This is a genomic window from Enterococcus sp. DIV0421, assembly GCF_051713745.1.
In the GTDB taxonomy this organism is placed as follows: domain Bacteria; phylum Bacillota; class Bacilli; order Lactobacillales; family Enterococcaceae; genus Enterococcus_D; species Enterococcus_D casseliflavus.
Window position 1 is genome coordinate 169,466 of record NZ_JBIOQM010000003.1, and the last position, 23,143, is coordinate 192,608.

General features: G+C 33.6%; 20 protein-coding genes, 4 pseudogenes and 1 riboswitch. Of the genes and pseudogenes, 5 read left to right on the forward strand and 19 right to left on the reverse strand.

Annotation, left to right across the window (positions count from 1 at the left end; translation table 11 throughout):
* Positions 1 to 10: 10 nt before the first annotated feature.
* The 16 genes and pseudogenes from IGI96_RS18795 to IGI96_RS18870 form a co-directional block, all read right to left on the reverse strand.
* A complete protein-coding gene (locus IGI96_RS18795) occupies positions 11 to 592 on the reverse strand; it encodes a cob(I)yrinic acid a,c-diamide adenosyltransferase (protein ID WP_438785637.1) in 582 nt (193 codons plus the stop codon).
* Positions 592 to 1,026, reverse strand: coding sequence for a EutP/PduV family microcompartment system protein (locus IGI96_RS18800; RefSeq protein WP_438785588.1), 435 nt, complete (start codon positions 1,024 to 1,026; stop codon positions 592 to 594). The genes IGI96_RS18795 and IGI96_RS18800 overlap by 1 nt, the downstream gene beginning before the upstream one ends.
* Positions 1,027 to 1,156: 130 nt before the next feature.
* Complete coding sequence (locus IGI96_RS18805; RefSeq protein ID WP_438785589.1) at positions 1,157 to 1,924, reverse strand: ABC transporter ATP-binding protein; 768 nt, start codon at positions 1,922 to 1,924, stop codon at positions 1,157 to 1,159.
* Entirely contained in the window at positions 1,921 to 2,928 is a 1,008-nt protein-coding gene (locus IGI96_RS18810; RefSeq protein WP_438785590.1) for a FecCD family ABC transporter permease, read from the reverse strand. Before IGI96_RS18810 ends, IGI96_RS18805 begins: the two co-directional genes overlap by 4 nt.
* On the reverse strand, positions 2,921 to 3,856 hold the full coding sequence (locus IGI96_RS18815) for an ABC transporter substrate-binding protein (RefSeq protein ID WP_438785638.1): 936 nt from the start codon (positions 3,854 to 3,856) through the stop codon (positions 2,921 to 2,923). The genes IGI96_RS18810 and IGI96_RS18815 overlap by 8 nt, the downstream gene beginning before the upstream one ends.
* A 236-nt stretch (positions 3,857 to 4,092) precedes the next feature.
* A riboswitch (cobalamin riboswitch) is annotated at positions 4,093 to 4,253 on the reverse strand.
* Positions 4,254 to 4,450: 197 nt separating this feature from the next.
* Entirely contained in the window at positions 4,451 to 5,776 is a 1,326-nt protein-coding gene (locus IGI96_RS18820; protein ID WP_438785591.1) for a 6-phospho-alpha-glucosidase, read from the reverse strand.
* 35 nt (positions 5,777 to 5,811) lie between these two features.
* Positions 5,812 to 6,354, reverse strand: coding sequence for a PTS transporter subunit EIIB (locus IGI96_RS18825; protein WP_438785592.1), 543 nt, complete (start codon positions 6,352 to 6,354; stop codon positions 5,812 to 5,814).
* 533 nt (positions 6,355 to 6,887) lie between these two features.
* A pseudogene (locus tag IGI96_RS18830) lies at positions 6,888 to 7,787 on the reverse strand (transposase); the annotation flags it as partial.
* A 216-nt stretch (positions 7,788 to 8,003) separates the two neighbouring features.
* Positions 8,004 to 8,327: an ArsC/Spx/MgsR family protein gene (locus IGI96_RS18835; RefSeq protein WP_438785593.1), complete on the reverse strand. Its 324-nt coding sequence runs from the start codon at positions 8,325 to 8,327 to the stop codon at positions 8,004 to 8,006.
* Between the two features lie 195 nt (positions 8,328 to 8,522).
* Positions 8,523 to 9,245: pseudogene (gene istB, locus IGI96_RS18840) on the reverse strand (IS21-like element helper ATPase IstB).
* Complete coding sequence (gene istA, locus IGI96_RS18845; protein ID WP_438785639.1) at positions 9,242 to 10,651, reverse strand: IS21 family transposase; 1,410 nt, start codon at positions 10,649 to 10,651, stop codon at positions 9,242 to 9,244. Before istA ends, istB begins: the two are co-directional and overlap by 4 nt.
* A 234-nt stretch (positions 10,652 to 10,885) precedes the next feature.
* Positions 10,886 to 12,499: an ATP-binding cassette domain-containing protein gene (locus tag IGI96_RS18850; RefSeq protein WP_438785594.1), complete on the reverse strand. Its 1,614-nt coding sequence runs from the start codon at positions 12,497 to 12,499 to the stop codon at positions 10,886 to 10,888.
* Between the two features lie 11 nt (positions 12,500 to 12,510).
* Entirely contained in the window at positions 12,511 to 14,175 is a 1,665-nt protein-coding gene (locus IGI96_RS18855; RefSeq protein ID WP_438785595.1) for an ATP-binding cassette domain-containing protein, read from the reverse strand.
* A gap of 2 nt (positions 14,176 to 14,177) precedes the next feature.
* Complete coding sequence (locus IGI96_RS18860) at positions 14,178 to 14,960, reverse strand: ABC transporter ATP-binding protein (protein ID WP_438785596.1); 783 nt, start codon at positions 14,958 to 14,960, stop codon at positions 14,178 to 14,180.
* 4 nt (positions 14,961 to 14,964) lie between these two features.
* The gene (locus tag IGI96_RS18865) at positions 14,965 to 15,936 is read right to left on the reverse strand and encodes a FecCD family ABC transporter permease (RefSeq protein ID WP_438785640.1); all 972 of its coding nucleotides are present in this window, start codon (positions 15,934 to 15,936) and stop codon (positions 14,965 to 14,967) included.
* A 5-nt stretch (positions 15,937 to 15,941) separates the two neighbouring features.
* The gene (locus tag IGI96_RS18870) at positions 15,942 to 16,844 is read right to left on the reverse strand and encodes an ABC transporter substrate-binding protein (protein WP_438785597.1); all 903 of its coding nucleotides are present in this window, start codon (positions 16,842 to 16,844) and stop codon (positions 15,942 to 15,944) included.
* A 795-nt stretch (positions 16,845 to 17,639) separates the two neighbouring features.
* On the opposite strand from IGI96_RS18870, the gene IGI96_RS18875 reads away from it, so the two are divergent.
* Together IGI96_RS18875 and IGI96_RS18880 are read left to right on the forward strand one after the other, a co-directional pair.
* On the forward strand, positions 17,640 to 17,966 hold the full coding sequence (locus IGI96_RS18875; protein WP_438785598.1) for a hypothetical protein: 327 nt from the start codon (positions 17,640 to 17,642) through the stop codon (positions 17,964 to 17,966).
* A 455-nt stretch (positions 17,967 to 18,421) separates the two neighbouring features.
* Positions 18,422 to 18,601: a hypothetical protein gene (locus IGI96_RS18880; RefSeq protein WP_438785599.1), complete on the forward strand. Its 180-nt coding sequence runs from the start codon at positions 18,422 to 18,424 to the stop codon at positions 18,599 to 18,601.
* Between the two features lie 250 nt (positions 18,602 to 18,851).
* On the opposite strand, the pseudogene IGI96_RS18885 reads toward IGI96_RS18880, so the two are convergent.
* A pseudogene (locus IGI96_RS18885) lies at positions 18,852 to 19,566 on the reverse strand (transposase); the annotation flags it as partial.
* Positions 19,567 to 19,895: 329 nt separating this feature from the next.
* Between IGI96_RS18885 and IGI96_RS18890 the strand changes: the two are divergent.
* Positions 19,896 to 20,798 carry a diacylglycerol/lipid kinase family protein gene (locus IGI96_RS18890; protein ID WP_438785600.1) on the forward strand — a complete coding sequence of 301 codons (903 nt, stop codon included), beginning with the start codon at positions 19,896 to 19,898 and terminating at the stop codon, positions 20,796 to 20,798.
* Between the two features lie 317 nt (positions 20,799 to 21,115).
* Positions 21,116 to 21,574: an NUDIX domain-containing protein gene (locus tag IGI96_RS18895; protein ID WP_438785601.1), complete on the forward strand. Its 459-nt coding sequence runs from the start codon at positions 21,116 to 21,118 to the stop codon at positions 21,572 to 21,574.
* Between the two features lie 157 nt (positions 21,575 to 21,731).
* On the opposite strand, the gene IGI96_RS18900 is transcribed toward IGI96_RS18895, so the two are convergent.
* Positions 21,732 to 21,950, reverse strand: a complete 219-nt coding sequence (locus IGI96_RS18900; RefSeq protein WP_438785449.1) for a hypothetical protein — start codon at positions 21,948 to 21,950, stop codon at positions 21,732 to 21,734.
* Positions 21,951 to 22,376: 426 nt separating this feature from the next.
* Positions 22,377 to 22,526: pseudogene (locus tag IGI96_RS18905) on the reverse strand (ArsR/SmtB family transcription factor); the annotation flags it as partial.
* Positions 22,527 to 22,717: 191 nt separating this feature from the next.
* Here IGI96_RS18905 and IGI96_RS18910 point away from each other — a divergent pair.
* Complete coding sequence (locus IGI96_RS18910) at positions 22,718 to 23,044, forward strand: hypothetical protein (RefSeq protein ID WP_438785602.1); 327 nt, start codon at positions 22,718 to 22,720, stop codon at positions 23,042 to 23,044.
* Positions 23,045 to 23,143 lie beyond the last annotated feature (99 nt).

Here is a 23,143-nt window from a genome sequence, read left to right on the forward strand (position 1 = left end):
AAGCAACTGCCTACAATCCATCCTCTTTTATTTTATGAAAAACCTTCTCTCCTCTTTCATAAAAAACATCCGGTTCATTGGCTTGAACATTGAGATAACGCGCCAACGCATAAAAATAATCTGACAATCGATTCATAAAAATCAGCACTTGTTCATTAATCTGGGCTGTCCAGTTTAGACGAACAATCGTGCGTTCTCCACGGCGAGCGATCGTTCGCGCCACATGGACCATGCTAGCTTCTGGTGTGCCACCGGGTAAAATAAATCGATCAATATCCGGAGATTCGGCTGTAAATTTATCGATTCTTTCTTCTAGCCAAGTAACACTTTCTGGTTGAAGTTTAAATGGACGTTGCACTTCTATTGGTGTTGATAGATCCGTTCCTACATCAAAAAGAAAATTTTGCAAAAGTTTCAATTCATTTTTGATGACTTTATTTTCTGAAGATAGTTGACTGATGATATACCCTACCCACGAATTCAATTCATCGATCGTTCCATAACTCTCTACCCGATCGGAATCTTTAGCAACCGTGGAATTTCCCACGAGTTTGGTCATCCCCTTGTCCCCTGTTTTTGTATAAATTTTCATCATGCCTCATCCTCCTCTAAATAATTGATCAATTCTTGTAGACCAGTTTTTTCTACAGAAGATACTTCAAAAATCTCAGTTGCACCGGCGTTTTTTAATTGCTGATGAATTAATTGATCGGAGGCATTCACTAAATCTACTTTCGTTAAAATGCCGATCACTTTTTTAGGAAATATGCTGCCAAATCCTGGTGAAAAAATCTGTTCTGTCTCAAGAACACTTTGTACTAAGCCAATGACATCCGCTTCAGCTGCAGTGACGTTTAAGGCATTGTAATACTGACGATGCAATATAAACTCCCCTGGTGTATCGATCATCGTTGTATGGAATTCAACTGCTTGTGTCTTATTATAACGTAATTCTTTTCCTTGTAATGCTTGGCATAAAGTGGTTTTGCCACAACCTATTGCGCCCATGAGAATTATTCGTTTCATACTTTCCTCCATAAAAAAAAGCCTAAAGCACGTGTAATTATACACGAAGACTTTAGGCTCCATTGCCATTTATTGAAACACATCATTGTGCTTTCTTTATATTACCTGTTTCAAAAATACTTGTCAAAAGTTACCGGATATTTTTCCAAGCTTCGTGTTGTTGTTGAAAATAGGAGACGATATCAACATCAAAGATATGCTCCAGAAAGGCTTTTGAAGCGAGATCCTGGAAATTACCCTTTGCAGCAATTGCCCCTTCTTTCATAAAGACAATTTCTTCACTCAATGTCAACGCTAAACGAATGTCATGAAATACACCAATAATGGTTTTATTGGTGTTAGCGCCCCATTCATTCAACTGATGAATCAATTCTTGCTGGTAGCGAATATCCAGATGATTATTAGGCTCATCTAATAAAATGATCTCAGGATCCTGCAGGAAAAGTTTGGCTAAAAAAACACGTTGTTGCTGTCCTCCTGAGAGTTGATTGACAACTTTATCTTTGATATCAATCAGATGAGCAGTCTCTAGGCAATGAAGAACCCGTTCTTTTTCTTGTTTGGAGATGATGGGCAAAAAACGATGTGACTGTTGATGGTATGCACCCATCAAGACGGTTTCATAGACCGTATAATCAAATGCCACCGTTGTAAACTGACTCAACATCGCAACCTTATCGGCTAAAAATTTTCTTTTTAATCCTCCTACTTCTTGCCCATCAATCAAGATAGATCCTTTATAAGGAATCAAGCCAGCAATCGTTTTCAACAGGGTCGTTTTCCCACAGCCATTAGGTCCCAAGATACAGATTTTGCTTCCTTGCTGAAAAGTTAAAGAAATGTCTGTTAAAATACGAGATTGCTGCAGAGTTACTGCCGCTTTTTCTAATTGAATCATGCTACAGCTCCCCTTTTTCGGAAATAAATATACAAAAAGAATGGAGCACCAATAAGCGCCGTCACCGCACCAATTGGTATTTCTCTTGGCGATAAGATCGTCCGTGCGATCGTATCGCCTAGCACCATTAATATGCCTCCTAATAGAGCTGATCCAGGAATCAGCCACCGGTGAGTAGCCCCTAAGTAACGCCGAACAATATGCGGTGCGATTAAATCTACAAAACCAATCACACCAACAAACGACACGGCACTTCCTGCCAGTAAACTTGCAAAAAGTATAATTTTTAACTTCACTGTTTTCACTTCCACACCTGAAAGCATAGCTTGCTCTTCACCTAAACCTAAAACATCTAAATTATTTGCATCAACCCATAAAAATAGTGTACTTAAGATAGCAACAGGACAATAAATGACAATCTTTTTCCAATTACTACCGGAGAAACTCCCCATTTGCCAAAAAACAAGCTCTTTTAAATAATCTTGAAAGAGCGCTGTGATCAACGTTAAAATTGCCCCAACAAATAAAGTCATGACCATCCCCACTAAAACAACTGTTTGATTGGACATCTGACCATCTATCGCGCGTGTAAATAGTAAAACAAGAAAAACAGTTGTTAAACCAAAAACAAAGCCAGTAAAGGGCAATAAAAAATTGCCAATAATTGTTACCGTAGCACCTGTGACCATAATCAATGCTGCTCCGAGGGAAGCCCCCGCTGAAACGCCTAATGTATAGGAAGAAGCCAATGGGTTTCCCAAAAGAGACTGCATGACTGTTCCACTAACAGCCAATCCAGCACCTACTAAGTAGGCCAACACAACCCGCGGTAAGCGAACATTACAAATAATCCCTTCTAAAATACCGTCTTCAGAAATATTCTTTCCTACTAGAATATTAAATAGATCACTACCAGAGATTGGCACGCTGCCAATCTTGATGCCAAGTACAAGCATTCCCAAACTAATAACAAGCAATAGTAAAAGAAATATTTTTTTATTCATCTTTTAAATCCTTGTATGCTTCCGGATAAACAGCTTTTGCCATTTGTTTTAAAGCTTTTGTCATGTGATGATTTGGTAAAGAGCTTGCTAGATTATCAATGGCAAAAACTTCTTTATTTTGAACCGCAGGTACTTTTTCCCAATTTTTCCGTTCTAAGATTTCTTTCACCGGATCATCAATATAAGCCACATTTGTCAAAATAACATCAGGTTTTGCAGCAATTGCTGCTTCTTCTCCTAAAGGGAGCCAGCCTTTCTCGTTTGCTAGAACATTTTTGGCACCAATCGTTTCAATCATTTCATTTAAAAATGTACCACTTCCAAAACTATAAATATCTGGTAATGCAGCCACTTCAAATAAAACACTCTTTTGATTCTTGATCGTTTTACCGATTTTTGCAACATCAGCAATTTCTTGAGTCATCTTATCGACTAGTTTTTGTCCTTTCTCATGCTCCGACAAACTATCAGCAATGAATTGTACGTCTTCTTTAATGTCTTTAATGCTGGTACTTGTCGGTATATTGACAATCGTGATCCCCGCATCTTCTACTTGTTGCCAGACACTTTCAGCCCCCACTAAATTTATATCATTAACAAAAACCACTTGTGGATTTAAAGAAATAAGCTCTTCAGCATTAACAGCCATCATATCCATCTGGGGTAAAGAATCTAATTGCTCTCCAATAGAACCACTTTGAGGATCAACTGCTACCAATTGATCTGCTTTTCCTAAATCATCAATAATCTCTGTAATAGATGGTGCTAAAGAAATAATCCTTGTAATTTCTGCTTGCAAATCTATTTCCTTGCCACTACGATCCTTGGTAGGTAAACTTATTTCTGTTTTCTCAGTCGTAGTCGTAGTTTTCTTTTCTTGATTGCCGCAACCCACTAGTCCACTCCCTGCAATCAGTCCAATAGTCATGATTATAAATACTTTTTTTTTCATTTTTTCATCCTCACATTCAACTTTTTTTCTATATATGTTACCTCAAATAAAATTCCTCGTTCTTTCTGATGGTTTCACTATTCCCCCTTTTACTTTGTATCAACTACCAACAAAAAAAACTACTTTTTCTATTAAAGAAAAAGTAGTTTTTTACAGCACTAACAGTGAATCAAGCCAGTTATCATCGAAACACCTTCTTTTTCCTACAAAAGAATGCATAGACTTATCAAGCCGGTATCCTGACTTAGCTTCTTTTTACTCCCAATCCTTCCAGAATCATTCTGTGGTTCTATTGGTTTCATCCACCATACAGTAGGTAGGTCTGTAGAGGATTCACACCTCTTTCCCTGACACTTTATAAGTATATGTTTATTGTATCTTCGTCGATAACTAATTTTCAGAAGTATAAATAGACCTCTTTGTCTACTCTACTATAAATTTTATTATAACAACTATGACTATTCTGTCAACAATAATTAGCAAAGCAGGTGCTTATATTCTGTTTAGGCAGTTTTGTTCTAAAATATTTAGTGTTGGTGAAAAATCTACTGATTTTCTACTAACACTTTTTTATCTAAGCTCTGGCCATAGATCTTTATTAGCTTCATACAATTCGTTTAAAACTTTTTTTCCTACAGTATAATTAGGGATGGTTTTATTTAATAGTACTGCATTCAATGCTGTTTGATATGAACCAGACAAAGCAGCATCTACCGTCAGTTTTTCATAAGCTTTTTGCATCTCCATCAGCCCTTTTTGCATAGTAGGAATCTCACCGACATTAATTGTTTCTGCACCCATTGATCCTACATAAGCGGGTATTTCTACAACAGCTTCTGGATCAAAGTTAGAGATTGCACCATGATTCTTTTTATTTACGATGAATCGTTCTCTTGTATTATGGATGATTGCATAAGCAATATCCACGATATAGTTTCCATGAACGCCTGCATGCAAGGAAGAATTTTTTGCTGAACCTGCTGCGATTACTCGTCGGCACTCATCATAGATGCGTTTTTCTCTTCCTTGCATAACAAAATCTCCACGAGTGAAGGATGGGTCATCATGAGCCACAATTTCATCAGGTGTCAAATAGTACTGTAGGTAGCAATTAGGAAAATATTCTGGAAAACGTTTGAATAGACTAACCATTTGTTTATACGTATCAATCCAATATTGATCTCCCTCAGTTTCTTCATTCGACATTAACAAGGTATCAATTTTTCCACTAAGAACATCTGCTCGAAGCTGAGGCAATAGATCCTTTCCTGTTTCATCAACGATATTGGTCCACCAACCGAAATGATTTAAACCGAAATACTTAAAAGTAAGATCTCGCAAATCTTTATTGAAATATTTAGCGATCGCACCTTCAATTGAGATAGGCATATCACAAATACACAAAACGTTTGCGTCGGGGAATTCTCGGTAGATCGCTTCTGATAAGATCGCTTCCGGATTGGTATAATTAAGTATCCAAGCATTTGGACAGATTTGCTTTACCTTACGAATAATTTCCAGTACTGCTGGAATGACTCTCATGGCAAAAGAAAATCCTCCAAGCCCGCAAGTTTCTTGACCGACTACACCATTGTTTAAACAAATTTTTTCATCAATTGCTCGCTGTTTGTTCAAACCCGGACGAATCTGCATGAATAAGAAATCTGCCCCCTTTAATGCTTCATCAAGATCTGTGGTATATGAAACAGTTACTTTAGATCCTGTTTCTGCATAATACATTTTCGTATATTGTCCTAATAAGGAAACACGATCAGCATCGTTATCATACAAAACTAATTCCTTAAGATGAAGTTCTTCAGCACGCTTTCTCAACACTTCTAAAATTCCAGGCGATTGAGTAGATCCTCCGCCGATCATTACAAACTTGTTACCCATTGATTCATTCCTCCAATAATTCTACTAATTGATTATTATGCTTTTGTTACTTTAAGTTGAGACATGTAAGCTTCAACTTTTTCTCGTTCTTCTTCTACCCCTACACCGATAATGATTTGGATATGTTTACCTTTATCAATGATTCCAGAGGATTTGACCTTTTCTTTCAAAATGGACATATTCACTTTTGTCTCATCTTTAACGTCAACACGAAGTCGGGTGTAGCAATTAATGATGTTTTCAATATTGTCAGCACCACCTAAACCTACTACGATATTTTGTATTTGTGGCTCAAATTCCGAATTTTCATCAACGACATTTACAGTAGAATCGATAGAAGCGACATCCATTGTTTGATCCTCTACCAATTTCTTTTCTCTTCCTAAAGTTGGGATGTTTAAACGAACAATCAACGTTTTGAAGACGAAATATTCAAGTAATGCTGTAGCTCCGATTACAATAGGCAACAGATATTGATGTCCTAACGAGCTAGGAAATGCAAAACTATTTATAATCATATTGATTCCAGTATCAAATTGAATATTAATTCCGACAATATTTGTGATAAATAACGTCAAACCGTACACAACAGAATGAGCTAACCAAAGTACAGGAGATAGGAATAAGAATAGAAAGGTTCTACAATATTTAGTGTTGGTGGAAAATCTACGGATTTTCTACTGACACTTTTCTTAATCAAAAAAAGAAAAATATCTCTTGACTAATTAATAGCTAGCTTTCATTATTTATTCGGAAATTGCTGGGGTACTGTGGGATATCCCAAAATCACGTTGTCTAACGACAGCCTCGCATAATAGAGTTTTAATTCATTAAACTTCTAAGCCACCCAATCTCTACTAAGATTGGTAGAAGTTAATGGACTTAGCTAGTGTGTTGGAGGTTATACCAACGGTTCGGGTCACAGTCTTTCGTCTCAGTCTAGCTGAAAGGATCGATAGCGTCTTCTCGTAAGTCCTTTCCAAGGCTTATTATTCAGGAATATCCCTCAGCATCCAAGTAACAATCGTTATTTTATAAAAAAATTTAGGAATAGTCTATAAGGGTAATTGAAGGAATGAAAGTTTCTTCAAAATATATATTACGAGGATCAATCATATTGATGATTGGAACTATCCAGATCATAGGCATTCTTCAGGAGTAATTTCCAGAATCGCTTCAATCGTCGATACTTTGTCGGTTCCGTTTTTTGAAAGCTGTTCATTGTTTTCATTCGCAACGGATTTAATGCACGAGTGATTTATTGGACAATGTGAAAGCAATCGGTCACGATTTTTACGTTTGGGAAGACCGCCTTTACAAGTTGAAAATAAGGGGCATTCATATCCATTACGATGTATTTCACGTTCGCTCGTACTTTTCGAGTGAATTTAAGAAACTATGGTTTTAAGAAAGCAATGCGACGATTCTCCAATACACCGAGTAATTGCTGGGGCTGCTCCTTCATAAAAGCAAAACTCATTTTTCCACTGCAGGGTTTCATTGATTTGAACGCATCAAAACAAAGGACCGAAGGGAACGTATCAAAACGAGGATGATAAGTTTTTAAACAGGTGTGCAAGACACGCAGAACGGTTACGTCAGAGACAAAATAGCGATTGGCAATTTCTTTTCTTGTTTTATTCTTCGCTAGTTCCAAGGCAATTTGAACCTTTAAATCCTTTGAAAGATAGCAGTTTTCATCCACCAAATTGGTCTGATCGTTGAATGTCGACTGACATTCTTTACAGTAAAAGCGCGTACGTACCAAGCGTAATTCTATTTTGGTGTCTCGATAAGGCAAAAGTTGGACTTTTGTTTTATGTGAGCCATTCTTGATGATTTGTCCTTCATTTTTGATACCACATCTACGGCAATGGCTTGATATATAGCTAATTTTGGCATGAATAAGATTGGTGCGAACCCCCTCTTCTTCTATAGTCTCTAACCATTCTTCTTCGAAGAATAAATTTTCATCTGTTAAACCTAACAATTTTCTAGTACAATGATCCATGGAGATATCCTTTCTTGGTTTGGTTTTGTTTTAGACGACTAAATTCTACCAGTTAGGCTATCTCTTTTTCTATCTTTTTTACAAAAAAAGTGTCAGTAGAAAATCCATAGATTTTCCACCAACACTAAATATTGTAGAAACAACATATATAGTATATAAAAAGAGTGTTTAGAAAACAGGCATTTTCTAAACACTCTAAAAAGTTTTTTATTGCAATTATTCTTCTAGACAATAACTACCATTATCCAATAATTGCTTACGTCTATATTCCTTTGATAGAAACCATCTTATTTCTCTCTCGTTGAATCCAATCACTATCTTCTTTTCATCGATTATAACAGGCAACTTAATCATCAAAGGATTCTTGATAAGTATTGCGATTAAATAGTCTGTAGAACACTCATTTTCATCAATTTCTAGCACCTGGAATTTTTTGGTCCAAGAATTGATCAAGTCATCAACTCCATTTTCAGCAAAAAACAAAATTTTTTTAGTTTCGTGTATTTCAATCGGATTTTTTAGTAATCTTTCGATCGACACATTACAGATTGTGATTCTCCAACCACTTCATTTCCGTACGACACGAATTAGTATTAGAAATATAATAAACTTTAATCATATCATCGTCTTTCCTAAAAATTTGTTCCAAATTTATTGAAGTTTGTGTTGTGCAATAGCTTTTTACAAAAAAATGCAGCCGAAAGTGCAGAGTTTTGCTGCAACTAGTTTTTTCCTTCAATATGATTTAGATAATGAATTTTTCAACCTGAAACTTTCGCCTTTAAAGCTGATAATGTGAGTGTGATGGATTAGCCGATCAACGAGAGCAGCTGTTAAGCGAGAATCCATAAACACTCGATTCCATTGACTGAATTCTAAATTAGAGGTAATAATAATGCTCTTTTGCTCATACCAATCTGAAATCAGTTGGAAGAGCAGTTCAGCTCCTTCTTTCGTCAATGGTAAGTACCCCATTTCATCAAGAAATTCTGTTGTTTCGAATCGCTTCTTGAAACTGGCTAGCTGTTGTTTTTTTTAGGCACTCTCTAATTGTTCAACGAGATTGTTTACTCGGAAAAATTTGGTTGAAACACCTTCACTACAGGCTTTTCTCCCTAATGCGATCGCTAGATGCGTTTTCCCTGTACCAGGAGAGCCAACACAAACAATGTTTTCTTGCCTTTTTAGAAAATCAAGAGAGACAAGGGTCGCCTTATCTAGATGGACTGGTAGAAAAATATCTTCGTGCCATTCATAGTTCTTTAGCGATTTTGGTACAGGAAATTTGGCTAATTTTTCCATCCGTTCTAATTTGATCTGCTGTCTGGTCTCAAGCTCTAAACGGAATAAATCGGTAATAAATTGTTCTGGAGCTTCGAAAGAAGCTCTTGGTAAGTTAGTGATGATATGGCTTAATCGAAGCTTTTTGCAATAATCTTCTAGCGTCTGTCCAGTCATTTTTGCACGCCTCCTGATTTTGTTAATGCATCATAGTTTGACCAATTCACATCAAAGTCAGAGGGGGCATCTTCTTGAACAACTAATTCGTAAAATTGTTCATTAATTTGTTGGATATCATAGGTCGCTAATAAACTTAGTAATTGTTTTATCCGTCTGTATTTAAGGTGATTATTATCAATTGCTAGATAATTTTGAAGGCGTGCAGGCAAGTACTTCCAATACCTCGAATAACTAACGATATTCAATTTATTACTCCATTGTTTCAAGATATCACTCCATGGGATCAATCGTTTTTTGTTCATATAGGGGCGATATTCGTTCATTAAGAGGTCTCCATGAGGCGTAAGAACTTTAAATTTATTCCAAGTCAAAACAACGGTCAATTGAGAATATCCATATGCTTTAGGAATATGAATAACCGTTTGATCCAATTTCATTTCGTGATAACGATTTAGTTTAGCTTCTACTTCTTTAAAAATTGGGTAATCCTCTTGGGGAAGAGAATGTAACGCCTTGTTTTCTTTCTTCCACAAATCTTCGATTAATTGATGTTTCGAATAATGCGTCCTTTTTCGATCTGTTTTCAATTGTTCTTCAAGCTGCTTATTTAGGGACTCAAAAGAGTCCATGATTGGCGAAGTCGAGAAGAAATTGTATCGGACATAACCCACTTTATTTTCGACATGTCCTTTTTCATGCCCACTACGTGGGTTACAGACTTGAACATCACAACCATAATGAATGGTGAAACGTAAGAATTCATCGGTTAGTTGTGCTTCTTCAAATTTTGATTTTGTTTTTTTCACCGCTGGAGTTAAGTTATCTATTCTGATCTTTTTTGGAACACCGCCGCATTGATCAAATAGTTGCTTTAATGCTTCCAGGAAACACTCTTGGTTTTGAGCTGGCATGGCACTTGCGAACGTCGCATTACTATAGGGAAATGACATAATAAGAAGTTGTATGTCTTTCATGTGATCTTCGTGCATGACTTCCATTGTTCCAAAATCGACCTGTGCTTCTCCGATCGGATGATCAAGGCGATCGACAGCTTTGTAATTCGTTTCGTCGTACCGCTGTTTTTTCCATTGAGAAATATAGACGCAAACTGTTCGATAGGAGCCAGGGAAACCCAAAGGTTTCAATTGTTCATAGATAGCTTTGGCAGTTCTACGGAGTTTTCTACGTAAGCGTAGATCTTCTTCTAGCCAACTACCGATAATTTCTCCCCAGCCATCATCCATCATGGATTTATTTTTTCGAGTAGGATCCGTAATGAATAGCTGATCACTGTCGGCGTATTTTTTCGCTGTTCGCCAATTGATATTCATTGCTTTTCTTATCTGATCAATTGACTGATCACGATTATTTCTCAAATGTTTTATCGTTTTAATATCATCCAAAGTTAACAACCTTTCTGTACCTCCATCACTAAGTCACTAAAACTTATGATGGAAGGAAACTAGTTCGCAGTCAAACTGCTGCATAGTTGTGTACTTTCGGCTGCATTAGTGTGTAGTTAAATTCTGCCACAAACAGAAGTTGATTATAGCATAAAAAAAGCGGTTCTATAATATTAGGTTGACAAAGAGCCATTTTAGTTAACTACTCTTCTATCTATATTGAATTGAAAATTTTCAACTATCTATTAAAGATAATCTTCGTTGACTAACTTGAATTTTTTTATTAACAATTTCTAAAGCCCTTTCTCGATGGCTAATTATAATTACACCTTTCTGGCGATTTTTTTTTAGAACATCTAAAAAAATCTGTTCATTTTTTAAATCTAAGTTACTTGTTGGTTCATCAAGAATTAATAGTTGTGATTTATGAAGCAACGCTCTAGCTAATTCTAAACGCTGTAATTCTCCAGAAGAAAATGGGATTGAACCTTTTCCCAATGATGTATCCAAATTTTGAGATAGTCCAATGATTTTATCTGATAATTCAACATCATCTAAAATTTGCCAAATTTTTTCATCAGATATTTCACAACATAAAGTCAAATTCTCACGAATACTGCCATTTAAAATCTGTGGATTTTGTGGAACATAATTAATATTACCTCTTATAGAGTCTAAATCAACATCTTTTAATTCGTTTTCTCCTATCTTTAACTCTCCTGATTGATAATCATACCAACGCATTAGCAACTTAACAAAAGTACTTTTCCCGCTACCATTTTCCCCTATAATACCAATAATACCATCTAAAGTAAAAGATATATCTAGATCAGAAAATATATATTCAGTACTATTCGGATAATGAAATTTTAATCTTTTAGCTTCAATTTGTGTTACATTGCTTATTTCTTTACATCCAGTAAAAAAAGAGGTTTCCTCATAAAAAAACATTAAAAGATTTTTAATTGATGCTATTGACTTGCCTAAAGATAAAGGCAACCTACTTAATGAGGTTTGAGAGCGAAAAGTAAAAGGAAAGGATAATACTAATACTTGATTAAATGCATTCCAATCACCAAAGTGAGAAACTAATAAGAATATAACAAACCATATAACTAAAATTACTATTTCTACGTAATAATCTCGTTCTTTAGCAATCATTTTTATTTCTTTACTCGAAAAAACCTCTTGATCGATCAGTCTTCTCATTTCCGATTTTCGTTTATTTATCATATTAAACTGAGAGATTTCGAAACAACCTTTAATAGATTCCAATACATATACCTGAGTTTGCTCTTTTTGCTCCATCAATTTTTTATTTAATTGAATATTTGTATTTTTTTTATAAAACGGTAGAATAAATCCTATAAATAAATAGGAAAAGAATACAAGAACTCCTATATAACCTAAAAAACAAGAATAGATTCCTGTAAATAATAATAGCATTATCCCTCCTTTTAAAATAGGAACAATGGTATGAGCAAAAAAAACTTCTGCTAATTCAATATCTGTATGGATTAAAGCAATAATCTTACTACGATTTTTTGTGTCTAATTTAGCAGGACCCAGTTCTCTGATTTTTTGATATACTTCTCTCCTCAAATCTGCTAAAACTTTAAATGCTACATAGTGTCCCAAGTATTGTTCTAAATAGTTACATACACCTTCTATACACACTGCACCAATTAAAATTAATATCATTGTGAAAGAAAAACTAAAAGTAACTAATCCATAAAAAAGGCCAAAAATAATAGAGACTTGAATAAAAGCACCCAACATAGAAAATAAAAAACTATATCCCAAATAAATATTCAAATTTTTACTATATTTTAGTAATTTCAAAATCATTAAACTTTCCCTCACCTATCTTGTATCAAAAAACTCTTATATTCTACATTATTTTCATATAGCAGCTGATTTTCACCTTTAAAAACCTGTTTCTGATTAACAAAAATAACTTGAGCATCTTTGGGAATACTTTCTAATTGATGAGTGATAATTATTACAATGCTCTCTTTTGCTAAATCGTTGATAGCTGACATCATATTCTGAGCTGTTTTTTTATCAACACTTGAAGTAAATTCATCAAATATATAAATATCCTTATTGCTTATAAAAAGTCTAGCAAAAGCAATTTGTTGTTTTTGACCAGGAGATAAAAATCTTCCTTCAGGTCCTACTTGCGTTTCATACTTATCTAACAAATTACTAACAAATTTACAAATATCATATTTCTCGAATAATAGTTTAAGATCTTTATCTTTAAAATCTCCTAAAAATATATTATCAGCTATACTACCTTCAAATAAAAAAGGTGTACTATTTAAATATCCTATTTTAGAAAACCTACTATCTTGTTCGATCATTTTTAAATCACTGTCGTTCCATTTAATTTCACCATAAACTGACGGAAGAATCCCCATTATTAATTGTACCAATGTTGTTTTCCCAGCACCATTACGACCAACAATATAATATGGAGTCCCTATAACTAATTCAGCATTACAACTTGTTATAACACTCTGTCCATCATAACAAAATGACAAATTATTTATTTTTATTCGTTCTACTTTCTCGCAAAACTTTTCTTTATCACTAGTATTTCTCGAATTATCTATAATTGAAAATATCTTTTCGAAAATCGGCCTAGCGGATTTAACAATGTGATTAAAATAACCAATTTTTTGAGTACTTAAAAACCAATAAAAAATCATTCCTAAAAAAGCCCCACCAATCTGTATAGGAAAGATTCTTTTTTTTATTTCCATATTTACAATTAAAGTAGCAATAATTAAACTCAAAAATAAACTACATCTCAAAAAAAAACGTGCACGTAAATTATACGATAAAGAAACCATTGTATTCTTACGATACTTTTCAGAATCTTCTACAAATCTTTTTTGATAAACATCATCTTGTCGATACATCATTAAAGTACTCAAGCCTTCAATATCACTATAAAAACGTTTACCAATCTGCATAAATAATCTTATGTGCCTGCGATTTATTTTTTCGCTTTGTTTATTCCTAATTTTCATACTAACAATCATTAATAAAAAATAGACATAGATAACAATCACAATAGAACTATGAAAAATTACACTCAAAATCGAAAAGAATACTCCTCCTAGAACTATTTGAAAAATAGTTGGAAATAACTCTTCATAAACCACATCTAATTTATCCAATCCCTTTAAATCAGCTTGAATAATTTCCAATTCATTATTTAATAATGGATTAATATTTTTAAAAAGTCCATTAACATAGTGATTTTTAATTTCTATTTTCGCAGCAGTACTCCAATAATGAATATTTTTTTTCAAAAAAAATAAAAACACAATTCGCACTACACAATAACACAAAACAAGCAACACCGGAATAACTAATATTTTTTTTTGATACCAACAACTTAAAAAAGTATATAAAACCAATCCTATAATAATAACTAACATAAATTCTAACAAAGACAAGATAAGAGCCCATTTACGTTGCCTTTTACCATATTTAATTAATTTTTTTAACATACTCATCCTCCCAAATAAAAATCAAGTACAGGATTGTGTCTTCCAGATATAATTTGTGAATTAACTAAGAAAAGGTTTTTCACTAAATTCGGAGTCAATACTTCTATAGGATTTCCTGTTTTTAAAATATTCCCTTCTTTGAGAACAATGACATAATCAACAAATTGTAACACCTGGTTTAAATCATGTAAAATCGCTACAATTGTCTTGTTCTTCTTTTTAACCATCTCTTTAAAGAGATTTAACATTTCTAATTGATAGTAAATATCTAAATTATTCATTGGCTCATCTAAAAGGATAAATTCAGTATCTTGAGCAATTGCCAACGCCAACCAAACCCGCTGTTGTTGTCCACCAGATAATTCCTCTATTTTTTTATTTTCAAAAGATTTTAGTCCAAGCATTTCTATTGCTTCAGAAACAATAATTTCATCCTTTTCTAAATCTTGATAACCAAATTTTCGATAAGGAGTTCGCCCCATTAGTACGATTTCTCTCACCGTAAATCCGTTAACACCAGTGTTCTCTTGATGAACTATAGCCATTCTTAGAGCTCTTTCTTTAGAATAAATATCTCTAATATTTTGTTTATCGAAATATACTTCTCCTTTGTCAGGGGTTAGTTCACCTGTGAGACAAGACAACAAAGTGCTCTTGCCTGAGCCATTAGGCCCAATAATAGCTGTAAATTTACCTTTAGGTATGGAGAAGGAAATATCTTTTAAAATTTTATTAAACTTATAAGATAAAGAAACATTCGTAATATCAAAACAATAATTAAACATAACATCAGCCTCTTTTCTGTTTACTTAAAAGATAAAGAAAAAATGGTCCCCCTAAAACAGACATTATTGTTCCTATTGGAATTTCTAGTGGAGAAATAATTATCCGAGCTAATAAATCAGCAATTGTTGTTACAAGTCCTCCGATTAAAATAGTACAAGGAAATAATTTTTTCATATTACCTCCTACTAAAAGTTTAGAAATATGTGGAACTATCAATCCAACAAAACTAATCAATCCAACTTGAGAAATTGTTACTCCTGCTAAAAAAACAGAAATGGTTGCTATAATCATTCTGTTTCTTCGTAAATTAACTCCCAAACTATAAATTGTTTTATCTGGTAAATTAAGAATATTCATTTTTTCAATCATAAATATAGAAAATATAATTATTGGTAATGAATAGCTTAAGAGTACACCTACTTCTTGCCATTCTTTTCCACTCAGATCACCATGTAACCAGGTAATAACACCTTGCAACTGATCACTAAAAGCAATCATAATTAACGACTGAATCCCTCCAATAATTGCATTAACTGCAACTCCAGACAAAACCATATTAATTGGAGTAAGATTTTTTTCCCAAGCCAAAAATAGTATTGTAATAAATGTTAGTATTCCTCCAAAAAAAGCCACTAATGGTACTAATCCAACTGAGACCGGCAATACCAACATAACTAGTGTAGCACCTAAAGCAGCCCCAGAACTAATCCCTAAAATCCCTGGATCAGCCATCGGATTTTTCAAAACTATTTGTAAAAAGAGTCCTGACAATGCAAGGTTAATACCACTTAGAACCGAAAAAAATACACGTGGCAAACGAATATTTATTAAAATACTTCTGTTTTCAGTTATTGCTCCTTGTAAAATAGCGTTAATCTCAGAAAAAGTAATGGATACACTCCCTACTTTTAAACTAAAAACAATTGCTAACACCAGAAAAAGAAACAACATAATTGACAAATAAATATGTTTCATAACGATCACTTATTAGTTTCTCCCTTAAGTAATAACCATTTTAAAGACTCTGTTGTTTCAGCAACATGAATATTTCCTGTAACGGGAAATACTTTATCGTCTAAAGCATAGACGCTCCTTTTTTTGATTGCATTTGTTGTTTGCCATAATTCCTTCTTAAACTCTTCTTCAAAAGCTTTTACAGCTTGTTCTTTATGTCCATGTGCTAAAGTCAAAATATAATCAGGATTTTGAGAAACAATGCTTTCTAAACTAAACTTAACGTAAGAACTTGATGATTTAGAAACTTCAGACGCAACATTTTGTATACCTAATTTACTCAATAAGCTTCCTAAATATGATTTTTCAGTTGCTAACATGTAACTTTCACCTGTACCAAATAAAAGTGCTACTTTTCTTCCTTTTAAATCATCAATTCCTTTTAATGCATTTTCCTCAGATAGTTTAATTTCTTTTATCAGTTTATCCGCTCTATCCTTTTGATTAAGTACTTTTCCTAGTTTTTCAATACTGATTAAAATATTTTCATAGCTAGAATTATCTAACCATAATGCTGTGATCCCTTGTTTCTCTATTTGCTCCTGAACATTTTTAGGAGAAGCTATATCACCAACAAATAAATCCGGATCTATACTCATTATTTTTTCCATATTCACTTTACGAGGAGAGCCTATACGCTCTACATTACTATACTCAGAAGGAATATTCTCTTGATCAGAAACACCTTTTAAAGAAACATTAAAAGCAGATAAATATTCTGCTGCAGTACTAGTTCCAGCAACTATATTTTTGTATTCTAATCCATCTTTAGATGAACTAAATGTTATTTCTACATCTTCTTGATTGCGACATCCTGATATACTGATTATCATCAACATACCTAGCATAAACAAAAAAATTTTTTTCATAATCTTCTAAGTCTCCTTAAAATGTAAAATTTTTATATAGTTAACCCAAAATGCAAATAGTAATTATTACGCTTTAAAAATGATATCATCTATGATTCAATTTGTAAATATAAAATCATAATTCACAAAAACTTATATAAAGACTAACAAAAAGAAGTGGCCTACTATCCAACTCCTTTTTCTCTAAAAGTATGAAAGCAAATCTAGCTATTTCGCTCGTATTTAAAAAATAATTATACAACAATTTGATATTGAAAGCGTAAAATACAGAAATAGAACCAGATTGGGGAATACTCTAACTATAACTAGTTGTTAAACATGTTCCTTTTTTATTTACAATATCTTTGCATTCTTTATTTATCCACTGATTTTTAATCAGTGTAGCTTCAATATTCTCTACTAGAAGCTTCAACCGATTTATAAAAAATATATAAATTACTAATTATTTATGATTGTTTCAAAATTCAGAAAACAAATAATATCGTATAATAAATTTACTACAGGTAGTAGCTTTATTACAAATGCCATGGGATTCAAACAAATTGAACTTAATAAATATCAGCAAGAATGTTGGGAGAAATTCAAAAAATTCTCTCAAAGTCCTAGCGAAGATAGTTGAAAAGGACTTTCCATTTTGTAATGCATATTAAAGTTTTGAGAGATATCCTTTCCTTATAACAAAAAGAATATGTAATCTGATATCTGTCAAATCAATTGGAATACTGTTACAGCTAATACAATAAATTCTAGAATCACAAGAGCTCTATGGGACTTCCTTAAAAATGAGGTATTTTTATGGACAAAAAACTACGAAAACAAGCATATTCTTTGATCAATGAACTTAGTTGCAGTTTTAATCAATCTACACATTTTTCAACATACGATATAGAAATTCAAAATATGATTCATGATACTTTGCAAATTTTAGCAAATCCTAAAGTTAGCTACAAAGCTTCTGATTATGCGATATCCCGTTTCTATGCAAGAATCAGCAAATTAATAGGATTCCATAGCATTGATATTTCTGACGAAACAAAAAATCATTGGATTGCTTTTGTGCAATTCTTTCAATCTGATACTTTAAAAGATGTACGTTCAGTTGGCAGTCCTTTGATTAGTTAAATCCTTCTAAAAATAACTTCTTGATTAGGGATTTATTGGATATTCAGCTCTTCCAAAACAAATTTATAATTGCTATAATTAGGCTCAAAAACGTCTAACAGCGGTCCTAAGTCTCTTTTCAGAAGTTTTTCCCCTATTAGGCACCCTAAAACACAATCTCAAAAGTTTTAGAGTGCTTTTTTTGTAAAAAATCAGCAATTCTCATTCTATAATCATTCCATAAAGTACAAGAAGTACGTGAACAAGCCACAGGTCACATATTTCAAAACCCTTCTAACACGCTCTAAAACTCCCCGTATATTGTTTGAGGACGTTTTTTTGTTATCCTCTACCAAGCTACTATGAGTTTTTTATATGAGTAAAAAAGTTGATAACTATCTTTGACAACGGTTTATTTTCTGTGTATTCTAAAAATAATGAAACACAATTAATATACTAATTATTCAGGTGAAAAAATGGATCGAAAAGAAATTAAAGCACTCCAAAAAGAATTGCGTAGTCAAATCATTGCCATAATTGAGATAACTCCTACTTGGTGCCGATTACCGGATGATGCACCAGAAATACATCAAGTACGTAACTTACAGAAAAAGATTAATAAGCTGGACAAAATGCATCCATATAAAGAAAATTAAACAAATGCGACTTAAGCCCATGATTTACTACATTCTTTTTTGCATTATAATTTAGAAAATTTTTATCTGGAGAAATTACTAGATGAAAAAATCATTCCATTTTAGTTAAATAGATATAATAAAATGGAAGTTAGATAAGTTTGAAAAGAATACGAAGTGAACTGTATACTAAATTACAGAAAAAAGACCGCACCAAAGAAGCGGTTTGACCACTCGTTTTATTGGACTACACCAAATTAAACAGCTTGAAAATCATGGCATTTGCGACTTCGACAAGAAGAGGCTTGAGATACTGACCGCCTTTAGAAATTTGCGTAAAAATTTTTTGTCGGCAGGTTCGTTGTTTGCAGGAACGAACCTGCCCACGAACAGAGGTGACCCGCAGTCGGAAATTGCTCCATATCAACACCAATTTCTGAAATTACGCGTAATGCGGTTAGTGGTTTTTGAAATCCAGGAACGATTTGAATCAATGCTTGTTGGTGCGCTTATTCTTTGCCTAGTTCAGCAATCATCTCTTCGAGATCATTTTTACATAAGGTGATTGCCTTATAGTGAGCTTTGATCACACGCAGTTTTTCTTCTTATTCTTCAGATAGATCACCATCCATTGAGAGTTCTAACTCTTCAACAGAGGCTTTCATACAAAGGTCGACTAAGGAAACAATATCTGGTTTCTCCTCTGGATTATCCAGTACACTTTGAATGATCTTTTGAGCTAATTTCCCAAAGACATCTGAAACAACACTCGCAATCTGGAGATTTGACCAAGTGAGACTGTTCTGGTACCTATTTTTTTCGCTGGTTTGAAGGTGTGTTAATTTCATTCGATACCGAAATAAGTCCCGCAGCTAACGGATTTTCTCAGGGGAAATAAAGCTTCCTGCTACTAAGTCATGTTTGTACAAATCAGCGATTACGAACGTTTTGTGAACATCAATGCCACAACAATTTGGGTACACGATTTTTAATCTCGTGACAAACTCCTTCCATCAATGTTAGAAGAACAACTGTATAGGAACTGGTTGGCTCTACACAAACGAGTCGCTTATCCCAAAATAAGTTTACATACTCTGAGTCACAGTTAGTTGTGCTTGAAAAGCTAAGCTACACATATAAAAATACACGGTCGAAAAGTGGGTCTTCGCACTTATTCACCTCCCCATGATTTGTAGTGTGCACAGGCTTCTTCAAGAAAAGTTTACTACAAGAGAAATAGATTCCGCTAGGAACACAACACTTTTTCATTCGGTGTTGTATTCCTAGCGGAATTGCGAAAGGAATGACTATAAAAATGAAACAAGCCCTATTAATTGTAAACCCTAGTTCTGGTGGAGAAAAAGCCAAAGAGTTCAAAGAATTAGCAAAAAAGAAATTAAACAGTTTTTTTGATCAAGTAATCATAAAAGAGACAGAAAAACAAGGTGATGCTAAACAGTTTGCTTATGAAGCAGCAAAACAACACTTTGATAGTGTTTTTGTTATGGGAGGAGATGGAACGGTTAACGAAGGAATTAGTGGATTAGCAGAACAAGAGTATCGACCTAAATTTGGCTTTTTCCCTTTAGGAACCGTCAACGACTTAGCAAGAGCATTGAATATTTCATTAGATCCAGAAGAAGCTATTCAAGAACTTGACATAAATCAAACAACAGATTTAGATATTGGAAAAATCAATGATAGCTATTTTATGAATGTTGTAGCAATAGGAACGATCCCTGAAGCAGTAAATGACGTCGATGTAGAAGACAAAACAAAATTGGGGAAATTAGCCTATTTTGTTTCAGCAGCAAAAAAACTGACAAATACACAATCTTATTCGTTCCAATTAACGTTAGACGGAAAAGAAAAATCCATAGAAAGTAGCACCATTTTAATTGGATTAACCAATTCCATTGGTGGTTTCGAATCTCTTTTACCAGAAGCAGAAGTAAATGATGGAAAATTTCATTTGATTTATATCAAAGATAGCTCGTTATGGGATACGATTAAAGCAGTACCAGACTTGTTAAAAGGAGTAGATAATTCAACGGATAATTTAGCTTATCTAACATTTTCCGAAGGAATGATAGCACTGAAAAACGAAGAGCAACTGGCAACTAATGTTGATGGAGATGAGGGTGATTCTTTACCAGCTAATTTAAAAATATTGCCTCAACATTTATTGGTGTATCGAGGACCTTCTGAAGAAAAATAGTTTATTATCATATGAATAGATAATAAATAAAAAATAATATTACCAAAATACTGTGGAAGAATCTTTGAGCCCATGGTAAAATAAATTATCGACAAGACACCCAATAGAAAAAGTATGTGTTGCATTTTTTCTCCTTACCCTAGAACTCAGCTGTTCTAGGGTGTTTTTTTATTTTGTTCAATCTAAATCGTTCATGAAGAAAAAATAACTCTTATGAGCAATTTTGTAGACGACTTTCAGGTCGCACTTCAAAATAAATACAGGAAGTGAGGAATTTACACAGCATGAAATGTAACTATATTTTTGGGAATTTGGTAGTGATAGTTAAAGACAATAAAATATTATTAACAAAAAGGAATAAAAACGATTTCCAAGGTTATGTACCACCTGGTGGGAAAATAGAATTTCCAGAAACTTTTTTTGATTCTGCTAGAAGAGAAGTGCGTGAAGAAACTAATTTGATTGTTGATAACTTAGAGTTCAAAGGACTTTCTGGATATATCAATGAAATTAAAGGCGAGCAATTTATTTATGTAGATTTCTATTGTTCATCATTCCACGGTAATCTAATTAAAAATGGGCCAGAAGGTTTAGTAGAATGGATTCCTTTAAACCGATTAAATGAAATAGAAATACATCCTGATATTAGAGTAAGGATAAATAATATACTATTAAATAACAACTATGAACATCAAATTTCTTGGGATGAGTTAAAAGGTAAGCCTAAAAATAAACGTCTGGATGTTACTAATAGTGAAAACTCTCTTCCCTCCTAGAGTTCCTATAAGAGAACCTTTTTTCAGTCAATTGACATCCCCTTTAACTTTCCTACACTCTGTTTGAAAGCGTGCTCCTCCCTGGCTTCTCCTTCCTCCGCTATTCTCCTTATATTAATTGGGTATTGCTGGAAACAATGCCCAATTAATATATTTATCAAATAATCCTTCCATCTCTTAATGTACCTTTTCGATGCGGTTTCTCCCATGTCCATCCTTGTTTTTTTAATTCTTTTTCAGATACAACCACACGTGCGAAAGAAGAAGCATTGCTTAAAATCACCGTATGCTCATTCAATCGTTCTACCTTTCCAGTAAATCGTTCTCCATGAACTGTTATAGCAGTAATTACTTGTCCAATACACAATGACTTCATATCATGTCCTCACTTTCTCATAAAATAATTTTTATCAAATACTTTTTTGTCTCTAGCATAAAAGAAGACTATAGTCATTTTCAATCATTTTTCCTGTCCATTCTTCCACCTCCCCTAATTCTTGAATAATCGCACTTAGAAAAGCAGCGGCTTTTCCTCCCCCATATTGTTTTTTTATCCTGCCTGTAAAGCAAACTCACTCAATAACTTACGTTCTCCTGAAATAGAGAGAAACTAAATAATCTTATTTCTTCTCCTTCTTTTTTAGTTTTTCTAAAGGAACCGATAAACTTCCCATACGTGGATTATAAACGCTCTATGCGGCTGGTTCATTTTATCCCTCCTTATAGTTCTAAAAATTTGTAGTCTTTTTTCACTGCTATTCCTCATGTTTATTTAACTTTCCTGTATATGTTCTAAAATTTGTTAACATATAGAACTGACGTGTCTATCACATAGAGGATGAACCATTTCTTTGCCTTCACGTGTGGATTTGACTAAATAATATTCTTTTAAAATCCTTAGTTGATGCGAAACACCTGATTGTGAAATACTTACATGAGAAACAATTTTAGAGACATTCGCTTGTTCTTGTTAAAATAAAAAAAGTCACTCGTGTTGGTCTACTCAAAACAGAAAAAATATCGCCTATTTTTTCTGTTATTCCTCTGAAATCATCATTCTCCTCCTCACATATTCACATATGTTCATTTATTTGATAAACTAATCGTATAAAAATTAATCTCAAAGAAAAAGGAGACGATTACATGGAGCATCATACACACGAAAATCACACACATCAACATTCTTTAGGCTGTGGGCATACCAAAATTTTACACGAAGATCACGTTGATTACGTGCATAATGGTCATTTGCATCGTGCTCATGAAGATCATTGGGACGAATGTACGTTAGAAGTCAATGAAAAAAATCCAGGCATCTGTAATCATGTAGAAGCAGTTTGTCAACATCATCCAGATTGTGGCCATGAACAAGTGCCTCATGGTAATCATACAGATTATTTAGTGAATGGCCGTTTACAACATGTACATGACGACCATATTGACGACCATGGTGCAGTTGAAGTTCTTTGATTCATACCGTGTAAACTTCCTTAATCTCTAATCTTCTGAGCTTTAAGGGAGTTTTTGTTTACCTCCGCCTTCATTTTCTAAACTCGTTTCTGTATCTAT